The organism is Rhizobium atlanticum, from assembly GCF_030182485.1.
Lineage (GTDB): Bacteria > Pseudomonadota > Alphaproteobacteria > Rhizobiales > Rhizobiaceae > Rhizobium.
In genome coordinates this window covers 1-17,916 of sequence record NZ_JAQJCJ010000020.1, presented here as the reverse complement: position 1 = coordinate 17,916, position 17,916 = coordinate 1, and the positions used below count along the sequence as shown (strand labels likewise).

Annotated in this window: 18 protein-coding genes; 4 read left to right on the top strand and 14 right to left on the bottom strand. The window is 63.7% G+C overall.

Annotated elements, in window-relative coordinates:
- Positions 1-10 precede the first annotated feature (10 nt).
- The 11 genes from PH551_RS25450 to PH551_RS25400 are packed head-to-tail and all read right to left on the bottom strand — an operon-like array spanning position 11 to position 10,307.
- Positions 11-886: an FHA domain-containing protein gene (locus PH551_RS25450; protein ID WP_285195501.1), complete on the bottom strand. Its 876-nt coding sequence runs from the start codon at positions 884-886 to the stop codon at positions 11-13.
- A gap of 2 nt (positions 887-888) precedes the next feature.
- On the bottom strand, positions 889-1,794 hold the full coding sequence (locus tag PH551_RS25445) for a type II secretion system F family protein (protein WP_183701437.1): 906 nt from the start codon (positions 1,792-1,794) through the stop codon (positions 889-891).
- Positions 1,791-2,654, bottom strand: a complete 864-nt coding sequence (locus PH551_RS25440; protein ID WP_285195500.1) for a type II secretion system F family protein — start codon at positions 2,652-2,654, stop codon at positions 1,791-1,793. The genes PH551_RS25445 and PH551_RS25440 overlap by 4 nt, the downstream gene beginning before the upstream one ends.
- A gap of 10 nt (positions 2,655-2,664) precedes the next feature.
- Positions 2,665-4,563, bottom strand: coding sequence for a TadA family conjugal transfer-associated ATPase (locus PH551_RS25435; RefSeq protein WP_285195499.1), 1,899 nt, complete (start codon positions 4,561-4,563; stop codon positions 2,665-2,667).
- 20 nt (positions 4,564-4,583) lie between these two features.
- On the bottom strand, positions 4,584-5,522 hold the full coding sequence (gene cpaB / locus PH551_RS25430; protein WP_285195498.1) for a Flp pilus assembly protein CpaB: 939 nt from the start codon (positions 5,520-5,522) through the stop codon (positions 4,584-4,586).
- Positions 5,519-6,430, bottom strand: coding sequence for a hypothetical protein (locus PH551_RS25425; RefSeq protein ID WP_285195497.1), 912 nt, complete (start codon positions 6,428-6,430; stop codon positions 5,519-5,521). The genes cpaB and PH551_RS25425 overlap by 4 nt, the downstream gene beginning before the upstream one ends.
- A gap of 1 nt (position 6,431) precedes the next feature.
- Positions 6,432-7,112, bottom strand: coding sequence for a TadE/TadG family type IV pilus assembly protein (locus PH551_RS25420; protein ID WP_285195496.1), 681 nt, complete (start codon positions 7,110-7,112; stop codon positions 6,432-6,434).
- Positions 7,084-8,727, bottom strand: coding sequence for a TadE/TadG family type IV pilus assembly protein (locus PH551_RS25415; RefSeq protein WP_285195495.1), 1,644 nt, complete (start codon positions 8,725-8,727; stop codon positions 7,084-7,086). Before PH551_RS25415 ends, PH551_RS25420 begins: the two co-directional genes overlap by 29 nt.
- A complete protein-coding gene (locus PH551_RS25410) occupies positions 8,724-9,521 on the bottom strand; it encodes a TadE/TadG family type IV pilus assembly protein (RefSeq protein ID WP_285195494.1) in 798 nt (265 codons plus the stop codon). Before PH551_RS25410 ends, PH551_RS25415 begins: the two co-directional genes overlap by 4 nt.
- Positions 9,522-9,526: 5 nt before the next feature.
- On the bottom strand, positions 9,527-10,090 hold the full coding sequence (locus PH551_RS25405; protein WP_085781001.1) for an A24 family peptidase: 564 nt from the start codon (positions 10,088-10,090) through the stop codon (positions 9,527-9,529).
- Between the two features lie 13 nt (positions 10,091-10,103).
- A complete protein-coding gene (locus tag PH551_RS25400; protein ID WP_085781002.1) occupies positions 10,104-10,307 on the bottom strand; it encodes a Flp family type IVb pilin in 204 nt (67 codons plus the stop codon).
- Positions 10,308-10,817: 510 nt separating this feature from the next.
- Here PH551_RS25400 and PH551_RS25395 point away from each other — a divergent pair.
- Together PH551_RS25395 and PH551_RS25390 are read left to right on the top strand one after the other, a co-directional pair.
- Entirely contained in the window at positions 10,818-10,949 is a 132-nt protein-coding gene (locus tag PH551_RS25395; protein ID WP_257784635.1) for a hypothetical protein, read from the top strand.
- The gene (locus tag PH551_RS25390; protein ID WP_285195493.1) at positions 10,949-12,103 is read left to right on the top strand and encodes a TadA family conjugal transfer-associated ATPase; all 1,155 of its coding nucleotides are present in this window, start codon (positions 10,949-10,951) and stop codon (positions 12,101-12,103) included. Before PH551_RS25395 ends, PH551_RS25390 begins: the two co-directional genes overlap by 1 nt.
- Positions 12,104-12,166: 63 nt before the next feature.
- Here the strand turns inward: PH551_RS25390 and PH551_RS25385 are convergent, their stop codons facing one another.
- Both PH551_RS25385 and PH551_RS25380 read right to left on the bottom strand, forming a co-directional pair.
- Positions 12,167-12,901, bottom strand: a complete 735-nt coding sequence (locus tag PH551_RS25385; RefSeq protein WP_285195492.1) for a class I SAM-dependent DNA methyltransferase — start codon at positions 12,899-12,901, stop codon at positions 12,167-12,169.
- A 46-nt stretch (positions 12,902-12,947) separates the two neighbouring features.
- A complete protein-coding gene (locus PH551_RS25380; protein ID WP_097598925.1) occupies positions 12,948-13,199 on the bottom strand; it encodes a DUF1127 domain-containing protein in 252 nt (83 codons plus the stop codon).
- A gap of 95 nt (positions 13,200-13,294) precedes the next feature.
- On the opposite strand from PH551_RS25380, the gene PH551_RS25375 reads away from it, so the two are divergent.
- Complete coding sequence (locus tag PH551_RS25375; RefSeq protein WP_285195491.1) at positions 13,295-14,131, top strand: AraC family transcriptional regulator; 837 nt, start codon at positions 13,295-13,297, stop codon at positions 14,129-14,131.
- Between the two features lie 86 nt (positions 14,132-14,217).
- Here PH551_RS25375 and PH551_RS25370 read toward each other — a convergent pair whose 3' ends face one another.
- Positions 14,218-16,830, bottom strand: coding sequence for an AMP-binding protein (locus tag PH551_RS25370; RefSeq protein WP_285195490.1), 2,613 nt, complete (start codon positions 16,828-16,830; stop codon positions 14,218-14,220).
- Between the two features lie 359 nt (positions 16,831-17,189).
- Between PH551_RS25370 and PH551_RS25365 the strand changes: the two genes are divergently transcribed.
- The coding region (locus tag PH551_RS25365; protein ID WP_285195489.1) for a GGDEF domain-containing protein at positions 17,190-17,916 on the top strand (727 nt) is incomplete at its 3' end.

Below are 17,916 nucleotides of genomic sequence, written 5' to 3'. Positions count from 1 at the left end.
GAACCGCCAATCACCGCCGCGCCGGCGGCTTGGTGGCGGCGCGGCGCTGCAGCGCGAAACGCGCGGCCGAGCAGTTGACGTCGGGAACGAGATCGTAGGTCTGCTGGTAGAGGCTCTGCGCCAGCGTGTTGTTGCCGCGGTTTTCCGAGGCAAGGGCGGCGAGCGCCGTGCGCTTGTAGGCCTCGACGATCGGCTCCGCCGCCTTTGCCAGCGCCGCGTCGTCGGCGGGCTCGGCTGCTAGCGCAAGGGCGGCATAGGTGACGTCGCCGTCGCGGCCGACGCGGCCGCCGACGGCGCCGTTGAAAGTCTGCTCGGAAACCTGGCGCAGGCGCCTGGCGTTCTTGATGCATGTCGGGATGCGGGCGGCTTCGGCATTGATGCGCTCGGCCGTCGGGCCGGCCTCCGTGCTGCCGCCGCCGGAGAGGATGACGTAGCCGATGATCCCGACGACGGCGAGGTAGACGAGGCCAATGGCGGCGAGGAAGGCGGGCTGCTTGAAGAGCGGCTTTTTCGGCTTGCCGTCGTCTGCCTTGGCAGCCTCCTTTTTCGGCGCCTCCTTGGCCGGCGCCTTCTCCAGAAACTGGAATTCGACATCCTTGCCGAGACGGAAACTGTCGCCTGTTTTGAGCGAGGCGGTCTGCAGCAGCGCCTCACCGCGCAGCATGATTGGGTTCAGCCCCATGCGGCGGATGATGAAGCCGCCGTCGCTCTGCTTTTCGATGCGGGCGTGGATCGGCGCCAGGAACGGATCGTCGACGACGATATCGGCATTGGCTGCCCGGCCGATCGACATTTCCGCCCGGTCGAGCACATGGCTGCGGCTCTGGCCGCCGGGGCCGGTCTGCAGAAGGCTCGGTTTGTTGCCGCGAAAGAAGGAAAAGACCATGATCAGAACATCCCACTCGACATCATCTCGACGATAGCAGGCGCCAGCACCAGAAGAAGGATCGACACGACGATCAACATCGCCGGCATGACGATCTTGGCCTTCAGCTTCTCACTGGCCCTGTCGGCCTTTTCCCAGCGGCGGAAGCGCAGATCGCGCGCATGTTCGCGCAAAAGCTCGACGCGGTTGCTGCCCTCGACCTCGCCCTGGATGACGGCGCGGATGACGCGCACCACCTCCTCGGCCGTCATGCGCGCCTCCAGGCGCTGCAGCGCCTCGATCATGCCGGTGCCGAGCGCCACGTCCTTCAGCGTCTGCTCGATCTCCTCGGTCATCACGGTGCCGGGTGCTGCCTCGGCATAGAGCCGCAGGCTTTCCGGCAGGGTCGCCTGCGCCTGCTGCGTCATGACAACGAGATCGAGGAAATAGGGAAATTCGCGCGAGATGCGTTCCTTACGGTCCTGCATCTTGTCGTCGGCGACGACCCAGAAATAGATGGCGGGGATGAAGCCGAGGATCAGGCCGGCGGCCAGCCCGCCGATGACGCTGCCGCTCGCAATGCCGAACAGCACGCCGAGCAGGATGAAGCCGAAGAGGCTGAGGACAACGAGAAGGGCGATATATTCACGCCCGGTCACGCCGCCGAAGGGCCGGCCGCCATAGATCAGCTTCTTTTCGAGCTGCGCACCGAAATCGGCCAGAAGCGGCTCGAACTGCCTCAGCACGAATTCGACCGGCGTGCGCATGCCGATGCTGTCGACGATATTCGGCGGCGGCCCGTCGCCACCGGCCGACCGCCGCACCACCTTGATGCTGCCGAGGAGATCGCCGATCCACCAGACGATGAGCGCCGCAGTGACGCCGGCAAGGACAATGATGATCGGGGCTAGGGGGATTGCCGACATCATACCGACACCTTCATCATCGAGCGCATCCAGAAGAAACCGGTGGCGTAGAGAATGGCGCCGACGATCGCGATGACGATGCCGATGGCGTTGCCGAACACTTTGTCGATCAGCTCAGGCTGGCCGAAGAAGATCATCAGGATCATGAACAGCGCGCCGCCATTAACGACGCGGAAGTTCATCCGCGCTTGTGACGACGAGGTGCTGATCTTCTGGTCGAGCTTCCAGATCTCCTTGAAGGATTTCGACATTTCCGTCAGCGGCTCGGATATGTCGCCGCCTTGGCGGGCAAACAGGCCGAGGGCGGCGTCGACCATCTTGAAATGCAGGCTCGGAACCGTGCGGCCGTGGCGGTCGAGCGCTTCGACCAGGCCGATGCCGAGCTTCTGTTCGCGGGCGATGCGCTCGAATTCGCGCGAAGCCGGCATCTGGCCGGTGTCGGCAACCGCATTGACGGCGACGGCGAGCGGCTTGCCGGTGCGCACCGCCGAGACGATCTGGTCGACGGCATAGGGAAGCTGCGATTCGATCTGCAGCCAGCGGCGCCGCAGGAAATAACGGATCATCGCCTTGGGCAGGAAGAAGGCGACGGGAATGGCAACGACGATGCCGAAGATCGGCCCGAAGATCAGCGAGATCAGAGCGAAGACGATGATGGCGGTGATCGTATAGGCGAGGATCATCGTATAGGGCGGCACGGCGTCGCGGCCGAAGACCTGGGCCGCTTCGCTGGCGAGCGCGATATCGCGTTCGGTGGCGCGCAGCAGCGGTGCCGGCCATTGCATCGGCGCGCCCCAGACGAGCAGCCCCGCGGTCACTGCGCCGAGGGCGATCGTCAGGATCTGCAGAAGGCTGATGTCCATGGTTCCACCCTCAAACGAACATATCGAGGTTCTTGATCTCGCCGTCTTCGCCGAAGGCGACGAGCTCGGCGACGAAGCTCGGCAGATAGCCGGTGAAGGCATGCGCCGCCTGGCCGCCGGCGCGGCCGACGAGATTGAAGATCGGCTCGACGATGATGAGGCCGGTATCCGGATCGATGCCGATGACCTCCGATATCTCGGTGACGGCGCGCCGGCCGCTTTCCAGACGGTTGAGCTGCACGACGAGCTCGACGGCGGCGACGATCTGCTGGCGGATCGCCGTCACCGGCAGCGAGCTCTGGCCCTGCAGCACCATCACCTCAAGCCGGGTCATCATGTCCTGCGGCGTGTTGGCATGCGCCGTCGTCATCGAGCCGGCATGGCCGGTGTTCATCGCCTGCAGCATGTCGATCGCCTCGGCGCCGCGGCACTCGCCGACGATGATGCGGTCGGGACGCATGCGCAGCGCATTGCGCACGAGGTCGCGGATGGTGACGCTGGTTTCGCTCTCCGCCGTCTTCGGCCGCGATTGCAGATAGACGACGTGAATGCCGTCGAGCTGCAGTTCGGACGTGTCCTCGACGGCAACGACGCGCTCGCCGACCGGAATGAATTGCGACAGGCTGTTCAGCAGCGTCGTCTTGCCGGAGCCGGTTCCCCCTGAGACGACGATATTCTTGCGGGCGCGCACCGCCGCCTCGAGGAAGGCGCGCATCGGTTCGCTGAGCGCGCCGGCGGCCACCAGCTTGCTGATGTCGAGTCGCGACTTGCCGCCGAATTTGCGGATGGTGAGGCAGGCGCCCTTGACGGCGAGCGGCGGGATGACGGCGTTGACGCGCGAACCGTCCGGCATGCGGAAGTCGGCCATAGCCTCGCTCTCGTTGATCGAGCGGTTGGAATCGACGGCGATGCGCTCGATCACCTTCATCAGCTGACGCTCATTGGCGAAGGCGAAGGGATATCGCTCCAGCAGGCCGAATTTTTCGACATAGATCTCGTCATACCGCGTCACCATGATTTCCGAGATGACGTCGAGATCCATCAGTTCCGAGATCGTGCCCCAGCGATACATCAGCTCCTCGATATTCGAGCGCAGGTGCATATGGGCGATCTCGTAGCGGTCGCCGGCGTTGAACAGCGCCTGGCGGGCCTGGAAGGCGGCGCCGAACTTGGTGTCGAGCTGGGCGAAGTCGGAACGGGTGGATTCGAAGTTCAGCTTCAGCTGCAGCGCCGAGATCAGCGCCTTGCCGACATCGAAGAGCCGGCGGTTGTCCTGCTCTTCGCGTGCGAGGCTTGCCGCATTCGACGCGCCGTCGCGCCGGCCGGTGCGGGCAATGCGTTTTGCCAGCCACCGGTAGACGGCGTTCTTGATGACGAGGATGACGAGATCCTGCGGTGCGGCGTCCAGCGCCTCCTTGATGAACAGGTCGAGGCGCTCGCGAATGCGGCTGCGCGTCTCCTCGCGGCCGAAATCGGAGGATTTCACCAGCCGGTCATATTGCGTGTCTTTTAGCAAGCGCTCATGGATTTCCATCTGCAGCGCCAACACCCGCTCCTGGTCCGGAAACTGCGTCACCGCCTCCGGCGCCGCCGCCGGCTCGACCAGTTCGATCGTGACATTCGGCACCCAGATCGACATGCCGGCCGAGACCGCCACCGGCGTGCCGGCCCGAAGCGGCTGGTCGTCGACCCGGGTCGGGTTGCGGCCATGATGCTGCACCGACCATCCCTGGCCGGACTTGCGCAACACGAATTGCGGCGAGGAGACGTGGCTGCCGCGCAGGCGCACGACGCCGGCGCCGGCGGGCAGCGAAAGCGTGCTGCTTTCGCCGACGAAATAGGTCTCATTCGCCGAGAGCGGGATTACCTCCCGTCCGCTGCCGTCCTCATAGGAAATCTTCAACAGCATGGCTCAAATCCCCGAAACGATCACATGCGCGTCCAGTTGATGCTCGGCAGGTCTTCGACGCTATTGTCCGTCGGATTGCGCAGCACGAGGTTGAGGCTGCCGTTCGCCTGGCCCATGGCGAAGATCAGCATCTCGGCTTCCGACGGCGTCACTTCGACCGTCACGTGATTATAGCTGCTATTGGCCTTGGTGACCGCACCTTCCGGCGTGGTCGCCGCCCCGACGGCGAGCACCTTGACGTTCTGCAGGAAGGTGCGGGTGACGACGCGGGTGCGCGAACTGATGCCGAGCTTGTAGTCCTGCGCCTGCTTCCGGTAGGCGTTGATGTCGTTCTCGTCGGCGCCGGGATATTGGGTGAGATAGTTCTTCAGCATCTGCTCGACCGGCGAGGGCGGCTGGGCCGGCGCTGGCGGCTGCGTGGTTGCGGCGGGCGTCTGGCCGGGTGCGGCCGGTGGCTGCCCGGGCGTTCCCGGCTGCGTCGCGGCGGGCGGCGCCACCGGCTCGACCGGTTCGTCGACCGTGCCGAGAATATCGACATAGCTGCCCGGCTCGACGAAATGGCCGACGGCCTCGGCGGCATTGACCGGCAGGGTGAGCGCCCGCTTGCCGGGCGCGATCATCGTCGTCAGCCGACCGCCGTCGGTATCGTCGAAATACTGGAAGAGCAGCACCGAGCCGGCCGGAATGTCGGCCGCCGCCGTCCGGTCCTTCAGCCATTCCTGATAGGCGCTGGCGGCAGGCACGGCGAGCTTGGCGAGCGCCCCGAAGCTTTCCGGCAGCATCACCGGTTCGGCGAGCATGTCGGGGGTGATCGCCTGTCCTCTCGTCACCTTCTTGTCGGGCTGGAGCCGCATGAAGGCATAGGCCACCTGCTCGTTCTTGACGCTCTCTGTCCAGAAGTAGAGGAGAACGCCGGTGATCAGCCCGACGATCACAGCGGCAATGAGCTTCCAGTTCATGGTGTTGTTCCTTCGACGAAGGGTTGCCTGATTTGAATGACCTCAACGGTCCTGCCGTCGGTTCTGCTTCTGGTGTAGAGAACATTGGCCTCGACGCTGCCGCGCCGGCCGTAAAGCGCGGTGACGCCGCCGCGCTCAGCCGGCGGCGTTTCGATGGTGAAGCCGTCGCGGACAAGCAGGTCGGCGCGCTGATCGGACCAGCGCGCGGCGGCGAGCGTGCCCTTCGACACGACCGTGCGCGACATATGGCCTTTGTCATGGTCGCCGATATCGCTCAGCACCTCGACGCCGGCCGGCGGACGCAGCGACGTCGGCAGCTTGGCGACATCGGCAGGGGCGGCGAAGGCCGGCAGCGTGGCGGCGACATCGTCGAAGCGGCTCATCAGCACTTCGGTCATCGGCGCGTCGGCAGGCCGCCTGATCATGATCGAGACGCCCGCGATCGGCGCTCTCGCCGAAGGATCATTCGGATCCTGCCGTCTCATGTAGGCGAGCGCAGCCTCGCCGTCGCCGTCGAAGAAGCGCACGACAACGGCAAGATCGTCGCGGATGCGGCTGACCTTCGGGACGATCATCATGTTGGCGGCGATGACGGCGGTCAGTTCCTCCCGGTCGCTGCTTTTCGGCATGGCGGGGCGGGTATTGGCGGCCAGCACCCGCAGCCACTCGTCGGTGATCTCGGAAATGCTGCGATCGCTCTGGTAGGGGGTGAACTCGAGCGGCTGGCCGTTGATGACGAGATCGCGCGGCGCCCGTTCCGGCGTCCCGAGAATGCCGGCCAGCATGGAATTCAGCGTCACCCGGATATCCTTGTAGATCTCGGCGCGGCCCGGTGTCGCCATCACGGCGAGGCCGACGACCAGGGCGGTGCCGAGGAGATGAACGGAGATGCGTGATCGCTGTGCCATGTCACTTCGCCCCCGGAAAGACGCCGTCGAAGAGATCGCCGGAATCGCTGGCCACATCGCGGATTTCCCGACGCAGCGTCGGGTCGTAGCCGCGCCGCGTGGTATCGTTGTTGTGCGAGATAAACAGCGTCGAGTCGTCCACCGTGAACGCATCCTTCCAGCGGATGCTGCGGATGGTGTCAAGATCGTCGGAATCCCTGAACTTGTAGACGCGGTCGGCGGTCGCGGTGACGAGCTGCGGCTTCTCGTCGGCAAGCTCGCCGACCATATCGCCGAAGTCGCGACCATTGCCTTTGAGGGTTTTCTGCACGTCATCCCAGACAAAGGTCCGCTGAGGATCGCCGTCGCCTTCATGCGAAGGGGTGCGCGAGCAGTTGATCGCGTCTCCCCCGGGCAGTGCCGGCAAGGCCGGGATCGGGAAGACGTTGGAGAAATCAGAGGTGCAATTCAGGCCGCTCGCCTCGGCGAAGGCGGCATTGCGCATGGCAAGCATGGTTGCGACCTTCTTGGTGGAGATCTTGTTGGCGTGAATGACGAAGATCACGATCAGCAGGATAACCGGCGCGGCGAGGACGAATTCGATCGAAGCAAGCCCACGCCGGTCGCGGTGCAGCCGCATCATGAACCCGCCGGCCGGAGCGTCACCGGCTTGCTCAGTGTGTGTTGACGGCAGCCCAGGCATTGGCTCCTCCCTGGTCGAAGACGCGCGTCAGGCCGGTGAAACTGTCGGCGGCCGGGCTTTGCTTGATGGTGCCGGAAACAGCGCCGATATCGTCGGCGAGTGTCGCTGGCGCCAGCGAGGCAAGCCAGTCCTGCGTGTAGAGATCGAAGGCCGTGTAATTATGGACCCAGCTCTGCGCGAGCGCATAAGCGGACGGCGTCTTGTCCTTGAACAGCCGGACCTGGAGCCTGGCGCGCGGCGCCCGCGAAACGATGGCCAGCGTCTGGTAGTCGGTGAGCTGGTCGCCTCCGAAGGGCGTGAAGTTGAAGGGGATGCGTCCCTTCAGCCAATAGGGTTTCGGGAAGGAGAGGAGCGGCAGGCTGGCGCCGCTCACCGATATCGCCCCGCCCGCCGGACCACAGACCTGGTTCCAGATCATGTCGAACTTGCGGGTGAAATCGTTCTCGTCCTTCGTCTGTTTGTCGGAATAACGCGGTGGCACGTCGATCGGCAGCTGGAAAGGGTTGGTGATGCCGAAGCCGACGCCGAAGACCTTGTCGGCGATCCAGAAGCTGGCATCGAGCGCCAGTTCCTGCCACCAGCTGAGATCGCCGGCATATTGCTCGACAATCGCCTTGAACGGGACCTTGCTCAGATAGGCCGGCCCAAAGGCTTCGTAGAAGATGTAGAACTCCACCAGCTGATCGTCGATGCCGCTCTCGTGGTTGACCCAGTCGCGGATATGGCTGCCGTCGACGCCGCCTGCCGTCAACGGACCCTTGCCGTTCGGGAAGCCGCGATTGGCGTATTCGCCGCGCATCAGGAACGGATCCTGTCCCTGGGTGCCATAGGACATGGCAAGGCACATTTCGGTATAGGCGGCGGCTGGATTGACGCCGTCGCGGTCCACCGGCAGGTTGCCGCCGGCGCCTTCTCCGGCCTGACCGCAGGATTCGCAGGGCGGATGGAAGACGACGTGATCCGACTTGTTCAAACGAACCAGATGCAAGGCGTCGTTGCCGACCCGCTCGGGAAAGCTTTCGACGAGGTAATCGTTCAGGTCATTCATCGCATCGATGATGTCGCTGGACTTGTTGATCAGACCCAGCGGATCGTATTTGACCTGCGCCGCCACCGTATAGGCGATCGCCTTGGTGGCTTCGGTCGCCCGGAACCCCTGGAACGCCAGGCAGGCGCCGTAGATGATGCCGCCGACGATCGGAACCTTCTGCCAGCCGGGGCAGTAGGGCATCGGCGGCAGCGGCGGCAGGAGCGACGCCGGTCCGAAGCCTTCGGTGAAGGAATATTGGGCGAGTTTCGCCAGAATGGCGGCGGAGCGCAGCGCCAGTTCCGCGGTGGTCAGCTGGTAAGCGACCGACGTTGCCATGACGACGGTTGCCTGCGACGAGGCGACATTGTTCATCGCCATGATGTTGAGATAACGCGCCTCCCAGTCGGCATGGACGAGTGCGGCGGCATCGGCGGTATCCTGGGTGCGCTGCTTGTCGTAGATCATCTGCCCGGTGTTCAGGATCCAGACGATCATCAGCGCCAGCGCAATCGTCATGTAGAGGATGATCGGCGACAGGAAGCCGCGCTGGTCGCGGTGCAGGCGATGGATGAAGGACGGTGTCATAGCAGGTTCACCTCCGCCGTCGAAATCGTATAGTAGCGCCCATCCTTCCGCTGGCCACGGGCAAACACCCAGCCGGCATATTCGAGCAGCAGGAAGCGCGCTTCGACCTTGGCCGTCACGGGCACATTCGGCGTGCGGTTGATGGCGGCAAAGAGCGCCATCGGGGCGCGGTCGACGGTGACCGTGACGTTCTGCGGGTCGAACATGTAGCGCGCCTGGTTGCGCATCGCGCGCCAGTTCTTCGAAAGGCCCGAGGCGTCGGCAAGGTTCTTCAGCGCATCTTCCGGCGGCTGGCAGGCGCCGACGCATTTCAGCTGGTCGTAGGGAGCGGCCGGGATCAGCGCCAGGCGGGCGGCAAGATCGGCCTTGCCCGCTGCAGCGTCGTTATCGCAGGTCTTGGGGCCGATGAAGCTGTGGATGGTGATCGGCAGGGCCGGGCAGAAATAGACGCGGGCGCTGCGGGCCGCCGCATAGGCGGCATAATGGGTGAAGAGGTGGTTCTTCGCCAGGATCGTGAACTGGAAGACCACGAACATGAAGAAGACGAAGATCGGCGTGACCAGCACGAAATCCATCATCGTCGTGCTGCCTGAGATATCGCCGTGAAGCTCCGATATCCGCCGCCGGCGGGCGCAAAGCAGCGGCAGAAGCAGCATCGAGGCAAAAAGCAACAAGGCGATCGCAAAGGTGCCGAGAAGCGCGCCATGATCCTGAGGGATCCAGAAGGTCCGCGAGTGCAGGATCGAACTCCAGAAAGCACCGTCGAAAGTGGGGCGTTCGAGTTCCGCGCGCATTGCCGTTACCTCACGAGGGCAAGAGGGGTGAAATCAGGCATGAACAGGCACCAGAGAAGTCCGAGAGCGGCGGCGACGCCGAAACGGACGGTATGATGGGTTTCGCGCGGCTTCAGCACAGAAGCGGCGCTTCGAATGCCGACAGGCAGAAGCAGGGCGAACAGTCCGACGTTCCGGGCCAGCGCGCCCCATTGAACCCGCCGCGCCATGGACAAAACCGCAATCATGCCGCCGATCATCAGCGATGCGAGCATCACGTCGATGGCGGGCCAGAGGCCGAGAACGGCGCCGAGCGCCGCCATCAGCTTGACATCGCCGCCGCCGCAGCTTCCGGCTGCGAAGGCGATAATGAAGATCGTGCCTGCAGCAAGCAGGCCGGCGAAAGCCAGGCCGATCCCTGCCAGACCGCCGCTGATCGCTGCCAGCATGAAGCCGGCAAGCAGGCAGGGATAGGTCACGGCGTTCGGGATGTGACCATGGCGGTGATCGAACACCGCCGCGGTCGTGGCGCAGGCGACGGCAAGAGCCGCCGCCGCTGGCATCTGGGTCAGATCGTAGGTCATATCCATGACACGGATCCGCTTATTGGCCCGGCTCGGGGATCCTCTCGGCGCTGGTAAGGGCCTCGTTCTTCTCGTTGAACCATCCGGCGATCTTGGTGCCGAATGCGAGCAGGATCAGCATGAGTGGAATGACGATGAGGGCGACGGCCAGGACGATCTGGGCCATGTCGCCGCGTTCGTCCTTGTGAAGTGCAATTGCGAGAGTCTTGAGTTTTCCAAACATCTGCGTATTCCTCGTTCCTTGGTTTGTTTCGGATCGAAGACCTTAGTGAAGAAGAAGCGAGCATACGCTATCGATCCGAACCAGCACGTTGCTCGTTCCAATGATTTTTTCTGCTTCTGCTTTTCTTCCCCGGTCGCCAACGCTTGTTGAGCAACATCATTAAGACCCAAGAGTGCGCCCAAGGCCAGCCCTCCGTCAAGCAAACGGAAGGCAGGGTTCCAATTGTCTTGGAGGCGTCGCTTGAAGGAATGCAGTTGACGGTGGCGTTTTCACGCTAACCGGCTGATTACGCGGTAATTTTTTCGGGTGAGGCATCCAGTGAAGCCGTTTTCGCGAATATCGCCAGCTGCTCCATTATTGGCCAATTGTTTCAAGGCGATAGGGGAGACAGAAGCAACGCGCCTATATTGCCGGCCGGGCGAGGGCGCCCCCATGGCGTTGCTTGCCGATCTGGATTAAGCTTGTCTTCAATATTGGCTATGGCCCGTCAGTCGTTCCGGAGACAAAACCATGGAAACGATGAGCAGCGTCCTGATACTTGCATTGGTCCTCATTCCACTGATGCTGTTCTTTCCGACTGCGGTTCAGATGATGGTGACGCTGTTCGGCATGAGCTCCGTCCTTGTCGGGATGCCGCTCTGATGAAAGCCGTTTCCGACGACGCTGCCGAACAGGCGACCTTCCAGGTTCTGACCCGGGCGCTGGACAAGCTCCTGGCGCCCATCCGCTTCCTGCTCGAGGATCCGAGCGTTTCCGAAATCCTGATCAACGGAACCTCCGACATCTTTGTCGAAAGGCGAGGCAAGCTCGAGCGCGCCGATACGCGCTTCGCCAGCCGCGAGGATCTGGAATCGGCGGCGCGCAGCATCGCGCAATTCTCAGGCAAGCGGCTGACGCCCGAGGAACCGAGCGTGGAAGCCCGTCTGCCGGACGGTTCGCGCGTGCAGATGATCCAGCCGCCGGCCGCCCGAACCGGGCTCTGCATCTCCATCCGCCGCTTCCTGAGAGAACATCGCAGCATTCGCGACCTCGTCACCCAGGGCAGTCTGACGGAGGAGTCGCTGTCCTTGCTGCAGGCGGCGGTCGGGCTGCAGAAGAATGTCATCATCTCAGGCGGCACCGGCACCGGCAAGACGACGATGCTGAACGCGCTGTCGGAATCCTTCGCCGATCATGAGCGTGTCATCGTCATCGAGGATACGTCGGAACTGCAGATCCGCAAGGAGCACGTCGTCTATCTCGAAGTCACCAAGCCCGACAGGTTCGGTCGCGGCGGCGCCAGCATTCGCGAGCTGTTTCGCTCTTCCTTGCGAATGCGGCCGGACCGCATCATCGTCGGCGAGTGCCGCGGCGGCGAAGCGCTCGATATGATCCAGGCGATGACATCGGGCCACAGCGGCAGCCTTTCGACCGTCCATGCCAATACGCCCTATGACGCGCTGCACCGGCTGGAAACCCTGGCGCTGATGTCGGATATCGACATGCCGCTGCGGCCGCTGCGCTCGCAGATCGCTTCCGCCGTCGATGTCGTCGTCCAGATTGCCCGATTCAAGCGCACCGGGCGGCGACGGGTCATCGAAATTTCCGAGATCAAGGGCCTCAATGATGACGGCCAGTATGTCGTCGAGAGCATCTACAAGCTCGACGGCGGCGGCCATTCCAACGCGGATGGCGAGCTGCGCTGGACAGGCGCCGTGCCGAGCTTCGCCACGGAAGCCTTTGAGGAGCTGGGAAGCAGCCAGGCGGAGCTCCCGAGCTGGATGAAGCCGGTGGCGACCGCTCACCGGCCTGAGTAAAGCGGAGATCGGTCTGGCCGAGCTCGACACGGTCGCGAGCGACCTCGCCGTTCATCTCCTGGCCTAAGCTGCGATCTTCTGCCAGACGGAGACATGTCGATCGCTGACCTTTGTGAACGGCTCCTTTTTCCAGCCGCCCCATCGGTCTTTGAGTTTCAGGCCGGCCAGCCGCGCCATAAGGTCGAATTCCGCTGGCCATGCATACCGAAACGGCACCGAGAAGCTTCGGTAGTTCCCGTCCCGCATCCGGATGTGATGGGACGTGAAGTTCTGGCTTACCACGTCAAACTCGTCGACGCCCCAATGCGTCTCGCGGCGGTCGAACGCCAGGATCGTCTCGCCGAGCGGAAGCCGCTGAAGCGGCGGGACGCCAACCTCGATCAGGAAGCGCCCGCCAGTTTCAAGATGCGCGGCCGCGTTCTGAAAGCAGGCGACCTGAGCTTCCTGCGACGTCAGATTGTTGATCGTGTTGAAAGCGAGATAAACCAGGGAAAAGCGCCTCTCGACACGGGTTGTCGCCATGTCGCCGATCACGACCGGAATCTCCGCGCCGCCCTCTTTGGCGCGAAGGCGCGACACCATCGCTTTCGAAAGCTCGATGCCTTCTACCTCCACCCCTTTCCGCGCAAGAGGCAGCGCCAGGCGCCCGGTCCCGATCGCGAATTCGAGCACGCGCCCGCCGCCTGCGACCTCGGCCAGGAGATCGACCGCCGGATCAACGACCTCCGGGGCCGAGATCCCGTCAGCATCATCGTAGGTAGCCGCGACCTCATCGTCAAAAAAGCCATCGTCGTGCATCTTTCTTACCTCTCTGATAGCGGTTGCCTGAGGACCGGGAGTGCCATCACCTTGCCCGCCGCTTCGCGGGCAACGCGTCAATTGGTCCTAGCGATCGCGCCAGCTCGCCAATCTCGTGGCGGGCAACGCCTATGTCTTCCAGATCGCGGTCCGACAGCCACTGGAGTGCCTGTTCCGTTTCGCGCCGTTGCCACCACCGAAGGAGGGCGGGCGCTGCAAACCGCAAAGCTGCCATCTTCGTCAGAAGGCTGGGAGCAAAACGATCCGAAATTTCAATGTGCCGGAGTTCGAATGTCATAACCTACGTCCAAGTTGTGTTGCGGTGATATCAATCTAGTGAAATGCCATCCGACGTGTTATCGGCAGTCTGTCAAATTATGTCTGTGAGACGCCATGATTGCCCGCGACAACCTGACCAATGTTCATCTGCCGGAAGACGCATTTGGAGATTATCCGCACACCGCTGTCGCTCAGGGTGGAGCAGAGCCCGCCGGGCGAACCTATTCTTTCCACGTGCACCACCGCGCCCAGCTCTTTCAGATCGTTCGCGGTTCGCTGCGGCTGGAGACCGAGCGGGGCTACTTCATCGTTCCGCCTGAACGTGCCGTATTCGTGCCCTCAGGCGTCCTGCACGAAGTGACATACCTGCAGGAGACGGAGCGCAGCTACCTCTTCTTCCGGCCCGACGCGGTCGTGAACCTGCCCTCCGAGGTTTCAGTGATCGGTACGACGCCGCTCCTGCGCGAACTGATCCTGGCCTTCCTGGAAATACCGCGCGCGGATGCCGGCAGTGCCCCTGCCGAACGGCTCGTCGCCGTCATTCTCGACCAGCTTCAGACGAGTACGGTCGCGCCGCTGTCGCTTCCCTCGCCGGCATCCGAACGCCTCCGCAGCATCGCTTCAGACATCCGCAACGAACCGGGTGCCGATTGGCCACTCGATGAACTTGCCTCACGTGCGGCCATGTCCGCCCGCAGCTTTCAGCGCCATTTCCAATCCGAGACGGGCATGAGTTTCCGCGCCTGGCGTCAGCAGGCGAAACTGCTTAAAGCCGTGGAGTGGCTTGCGGCCGGCCGAAGCGTCGGCGATATCGCCTTCTCGCTCGGCTACTCAGGCCCCAGCGCTTTCATTGCAGTGTTCCGGACGGCCTTCGGTGTCTCTCCAGGACAATACTTCCAGGACGCCTTTCCGGGTCATGGTGCCGGATCTTCCGTGCGGCCGGCGCAATGACGCGTCCTCTGGCGCAAAACGGCAAAGCCAGAATCATCGCCTGACGGCCCATCGGAGATTGTCTCCAAAGCCGCAACGAAAACGGCTCAGGCCGTCTCCGCCGCCATGGCCCGCCCGCCCGTGCCGCGGGTCATCGCCATACCGCCCAGCAGGTTGCGAAGCTCCGCCGCGGCTCTGTTGGCGATGATGCCGAGCGCAAGGCCGCCTGATATCGCCAGCAGGTGAAAGAGCGGAGCCGGCAGCGCGGCCGCTGCCTGGGACATCAGCAGTTCCGGCACGAAGCGGTGCAGCAGGTAGGTCGGAAAGGCGGAGGCGGCGATCAGCGTCACCAGCCGCCCCAGCCGCACGGGCAGCGGAATGCGCGGCAGGTAGAGAAGCGCCATCAGCGCGGCGAAGATCGTCAGATATTTGACGGTTGTGCCGATCCAGAGCGTTTCCCAGAAGGCGAGATAACCGAGCACGGCGGCGGCAATGATCGTCAGGATGATACGTTGCGCCGGCCTGCCGGCGAGGCCGGCGCACCAGCCGAACAGGCCGAGATGCAGGCCCCAGTAGAGGGTGAAGATCTGCCGCTGGCCGATGTCGAAGACGTGCGGCAGCGAAAACCGCGCGGTGACCGCGAGCGCCAGCAGCGTCAGCGAGAAGGCGAAGGGTTGCGATCGCGCCAGCCTGCGCACATCAGGCACGGCGAAGACGAGCGTGAAGACGAGAAGCGTCTGCGCATAGGCTTCGATGAACCAGTAGAGATAGGGAAGCATCTCGTGACGCTCCGGCTCGGCATAACCGAAATTGCCGGTCAGCGTCACCGAGGCCCAGGGAATGGTGCGCCAGGCGAGCGCATAGGCGGCGACGATGAGAAAATAGGGAATGAGCACATTGATGGCAGGCCGCAGCGCATGGCGGAAATCGCCGGCGAGGAAATGGCCGGACTGGAAGCGCGCCAGGCTGAAGCCGACGAGGAGCAGCATCACGCCCGATCCGCCGGGAATGGGCCAGAGCATCTGGTGATGGATGACGACGAGCAGGATGGCGATTGCCCTCAGAACCAGATCGGTCGGCAGCGCCCTCAACTCTGCGCTCCCGCCTGACGCGGCGACCCGCGCGCCGATATCGAGCTCGGCGATCCGCTTTTGCTCCCAGCCTTCCGGCAGCTCGACGCCAAGCCGGTCGACCGCCATCGTCAATTGCAGAAAGCGCAGCGAATCGCCGCCGAGCGAGACGAAGCTGTCGTTGCGGCTCACTTTGTGGGGGTAGAACACCCCCGCATAGGCATCGAGCACGCTGAGCACAGCCGCGCGGCTCGTCTCGCGCGCCGCCAGCATCTCTTCGCCAAGCGCCGCATAGTCGATCTTGCCGGAGGCAAGCCTCGGAAGCTCGCTTAGCACCCTGACGCTAACGAGGTTGGCCGGAAGGTGGCTCGCCTCGACGAGCACCTGAAGCGCCCGGCCGGCGTCACGCGCATTGCTCACATAGGCCTGCAGACCGTGATCGTCGCCGACGACGGCCGCCGCGATCCCCGCTTCGGCCAGAACCTGCTCCATGATGTCGAAGCCGATCCGAAGCCCCGCGACCTTGGCAAAACGGCTCTTGCGGCCGACGATCCGGAAGAAACCGTCCTCGTCGCGCATGGCGATGTCGCCGGTCATCAATGCCGCGACCTCGGCCCCGCGCTGAAGATCGGCGCGGTCCGTACCGTAGCCCATCATCACGTTCGGGCCGGCATAGACGAGTTCTCCGGGAACACCGGCTCGGTCGATGGGATGCCCGTCATCGCCAACGAGGCTGAGGCTGCCGCCGGGAATGGCGATGCCGATCCGCTCTTCATGATTGCCCAGGCTCTCCGGCGGCACGAAGGCGATGCGGGCGGCGGCCTCGGTCTGGCCGTACATGACGAAGAAGCGGCCGCCATTGGCGCGCATATGGTCGCGGTAGAGGCGGATCAGTTCCGGCGCCAGCCGGCCGCCGGCCACCGTCATGAAGCGCAGCGTCTTCAGCGCCTTCGTCCGGAAGCCGGTCCTTTCCATCAGCTCATAGGAATAGGGCACGCCCGAAAGATTGGTGCAGCCGCTTTCGCCGAGCAGCCGTGCAAAATCCTCGCTGACCACGGAGACATCAGGCATGAAGATGCTGCCGCCGGCAACCAGATGCGAATGGAGAACGGAGAGGCCGTAGGAATAGTGAAGCGGCAGGACGAGCGCGGTCCTGTCGGAAGGGGAGAGCTCGAGATAGGACGCGATCGAGCGCGCATTGGCGTCAAGATTGGCATGGGAAAGGCGAACGGCTTTCGCCAGGCCCGAACTGCCCGAGGTCATCAGCAGCAGAGCGAGATCCGGATGCAGCGGCGCAGCACTTTGCCCGGGCCGGCTTTCCCAGACGAGCCGCCAGCGGCCATCGGCCGGGCGGTAGGTGAAGTCCGGCTCAAAGGCGGCCAGAAACTCTCGCCACAGCCTGTCGTCGCAGGGCGGCAGCATGGCAACCGCGTGGCCGGCGTGCAAGGCGCCGAGATAGGCGATGATCGCATGTTCCGAGATCTCGGCCGAAATCGCCACGAGCCGCTTTTCCCCGCCTCCCAGCCGCTCGGCAAAGCGCCGCGTCCGCGCGTTGAGATCGGCGTAGGAGAGCGTCCGTCCGCCTGGGAAAACAAGGGCAGGGCGATCGTCGGCGCGGGCGATTTCGGAAAACAGGTTGGCGGGGATCATGCTGACGCTTCGGATTGGCAGAAAACTGGCCGAAGCGCGTATAATCCTTGACTATCGCAGTCAACTAATTTGCGGCTGCATTACCGCGCACGGGCCAACTAGGCGGTTCCCCCGCATGCGCCGCGGCGAGCCCTTGCCTGTCGCCGCGGCAGCCATTTCACCGCGGCGGCGAGAGACCCAGCCTCGCAGCATCGAATGCCTTCCGCGCCGATCCGGTTGCAGCCGATGTCCGATCACCAGCGGGAATGGCGCGTGTTGACGCTTCCGTAATCACCCCAAGCGCCTTTGCTTGCCGAGCGGCTCTTTTCTCATAGGATTTCTGCGCCATCTCTTGCCAGGGCAACCAGACAGGGTCCGGTATGGACGAGACAATCGAACAGCTTCTCCATCTTTCCGCACAGACGGAAACGCTGATGGCGGTCTATGATGGCGATGACCGGCTGCGCTATGCCAACAGCGCCTTCCGCTCGGCCTATTTCATCGAGCCGGAGGAAACGCCGCTCTGGCCGGATCTGATGCGGCGCAATTTCCATCTCGGCCGCGGCACCGTCATCCGCACGGAGAATTTCGAGGAATGGCTGCGCTCCACCCAGTCGCGTCGCGGCAAGATCGGTTATCGCGCCTTCGAGACGGATCTTGCCGACGGCCGCTGGCTGTGGATGACCGAGGCGGTGCAGAAGAACGGCTGGATGCTCTGCATCGCCAGCGACATCACCCGTCTGAAAGTCCATGGCCGCACTGTCCGGCAGGATCGCGACCAGGCGATCAAGGCCTCCTACACCGACGAGCTCACCGGCGTCGCCAACCGCCGCTTCGTCATGGCGCGCGTCGAAGACATGCTTGAAGCCGCCCGTCATGGCAGCAGCGGCTGCCTTGCCGTCTTCGACATCGATAATTTCAAACGCATCAACGACCGGCTCGGCCACCACGCCGGCGATCTCGTGCTGCGCGATTTCGCCCACCGCATCCACCAGAATGTCCGCCGCAGCGATTGTTTCGGCCGGGTCGGCGGCGAAGAATTCCTGCTCGTCATGCCGGCCACCGGCCCGGAAGACGCGCTTGCCATGGTCGAGCGCATGCTGACAG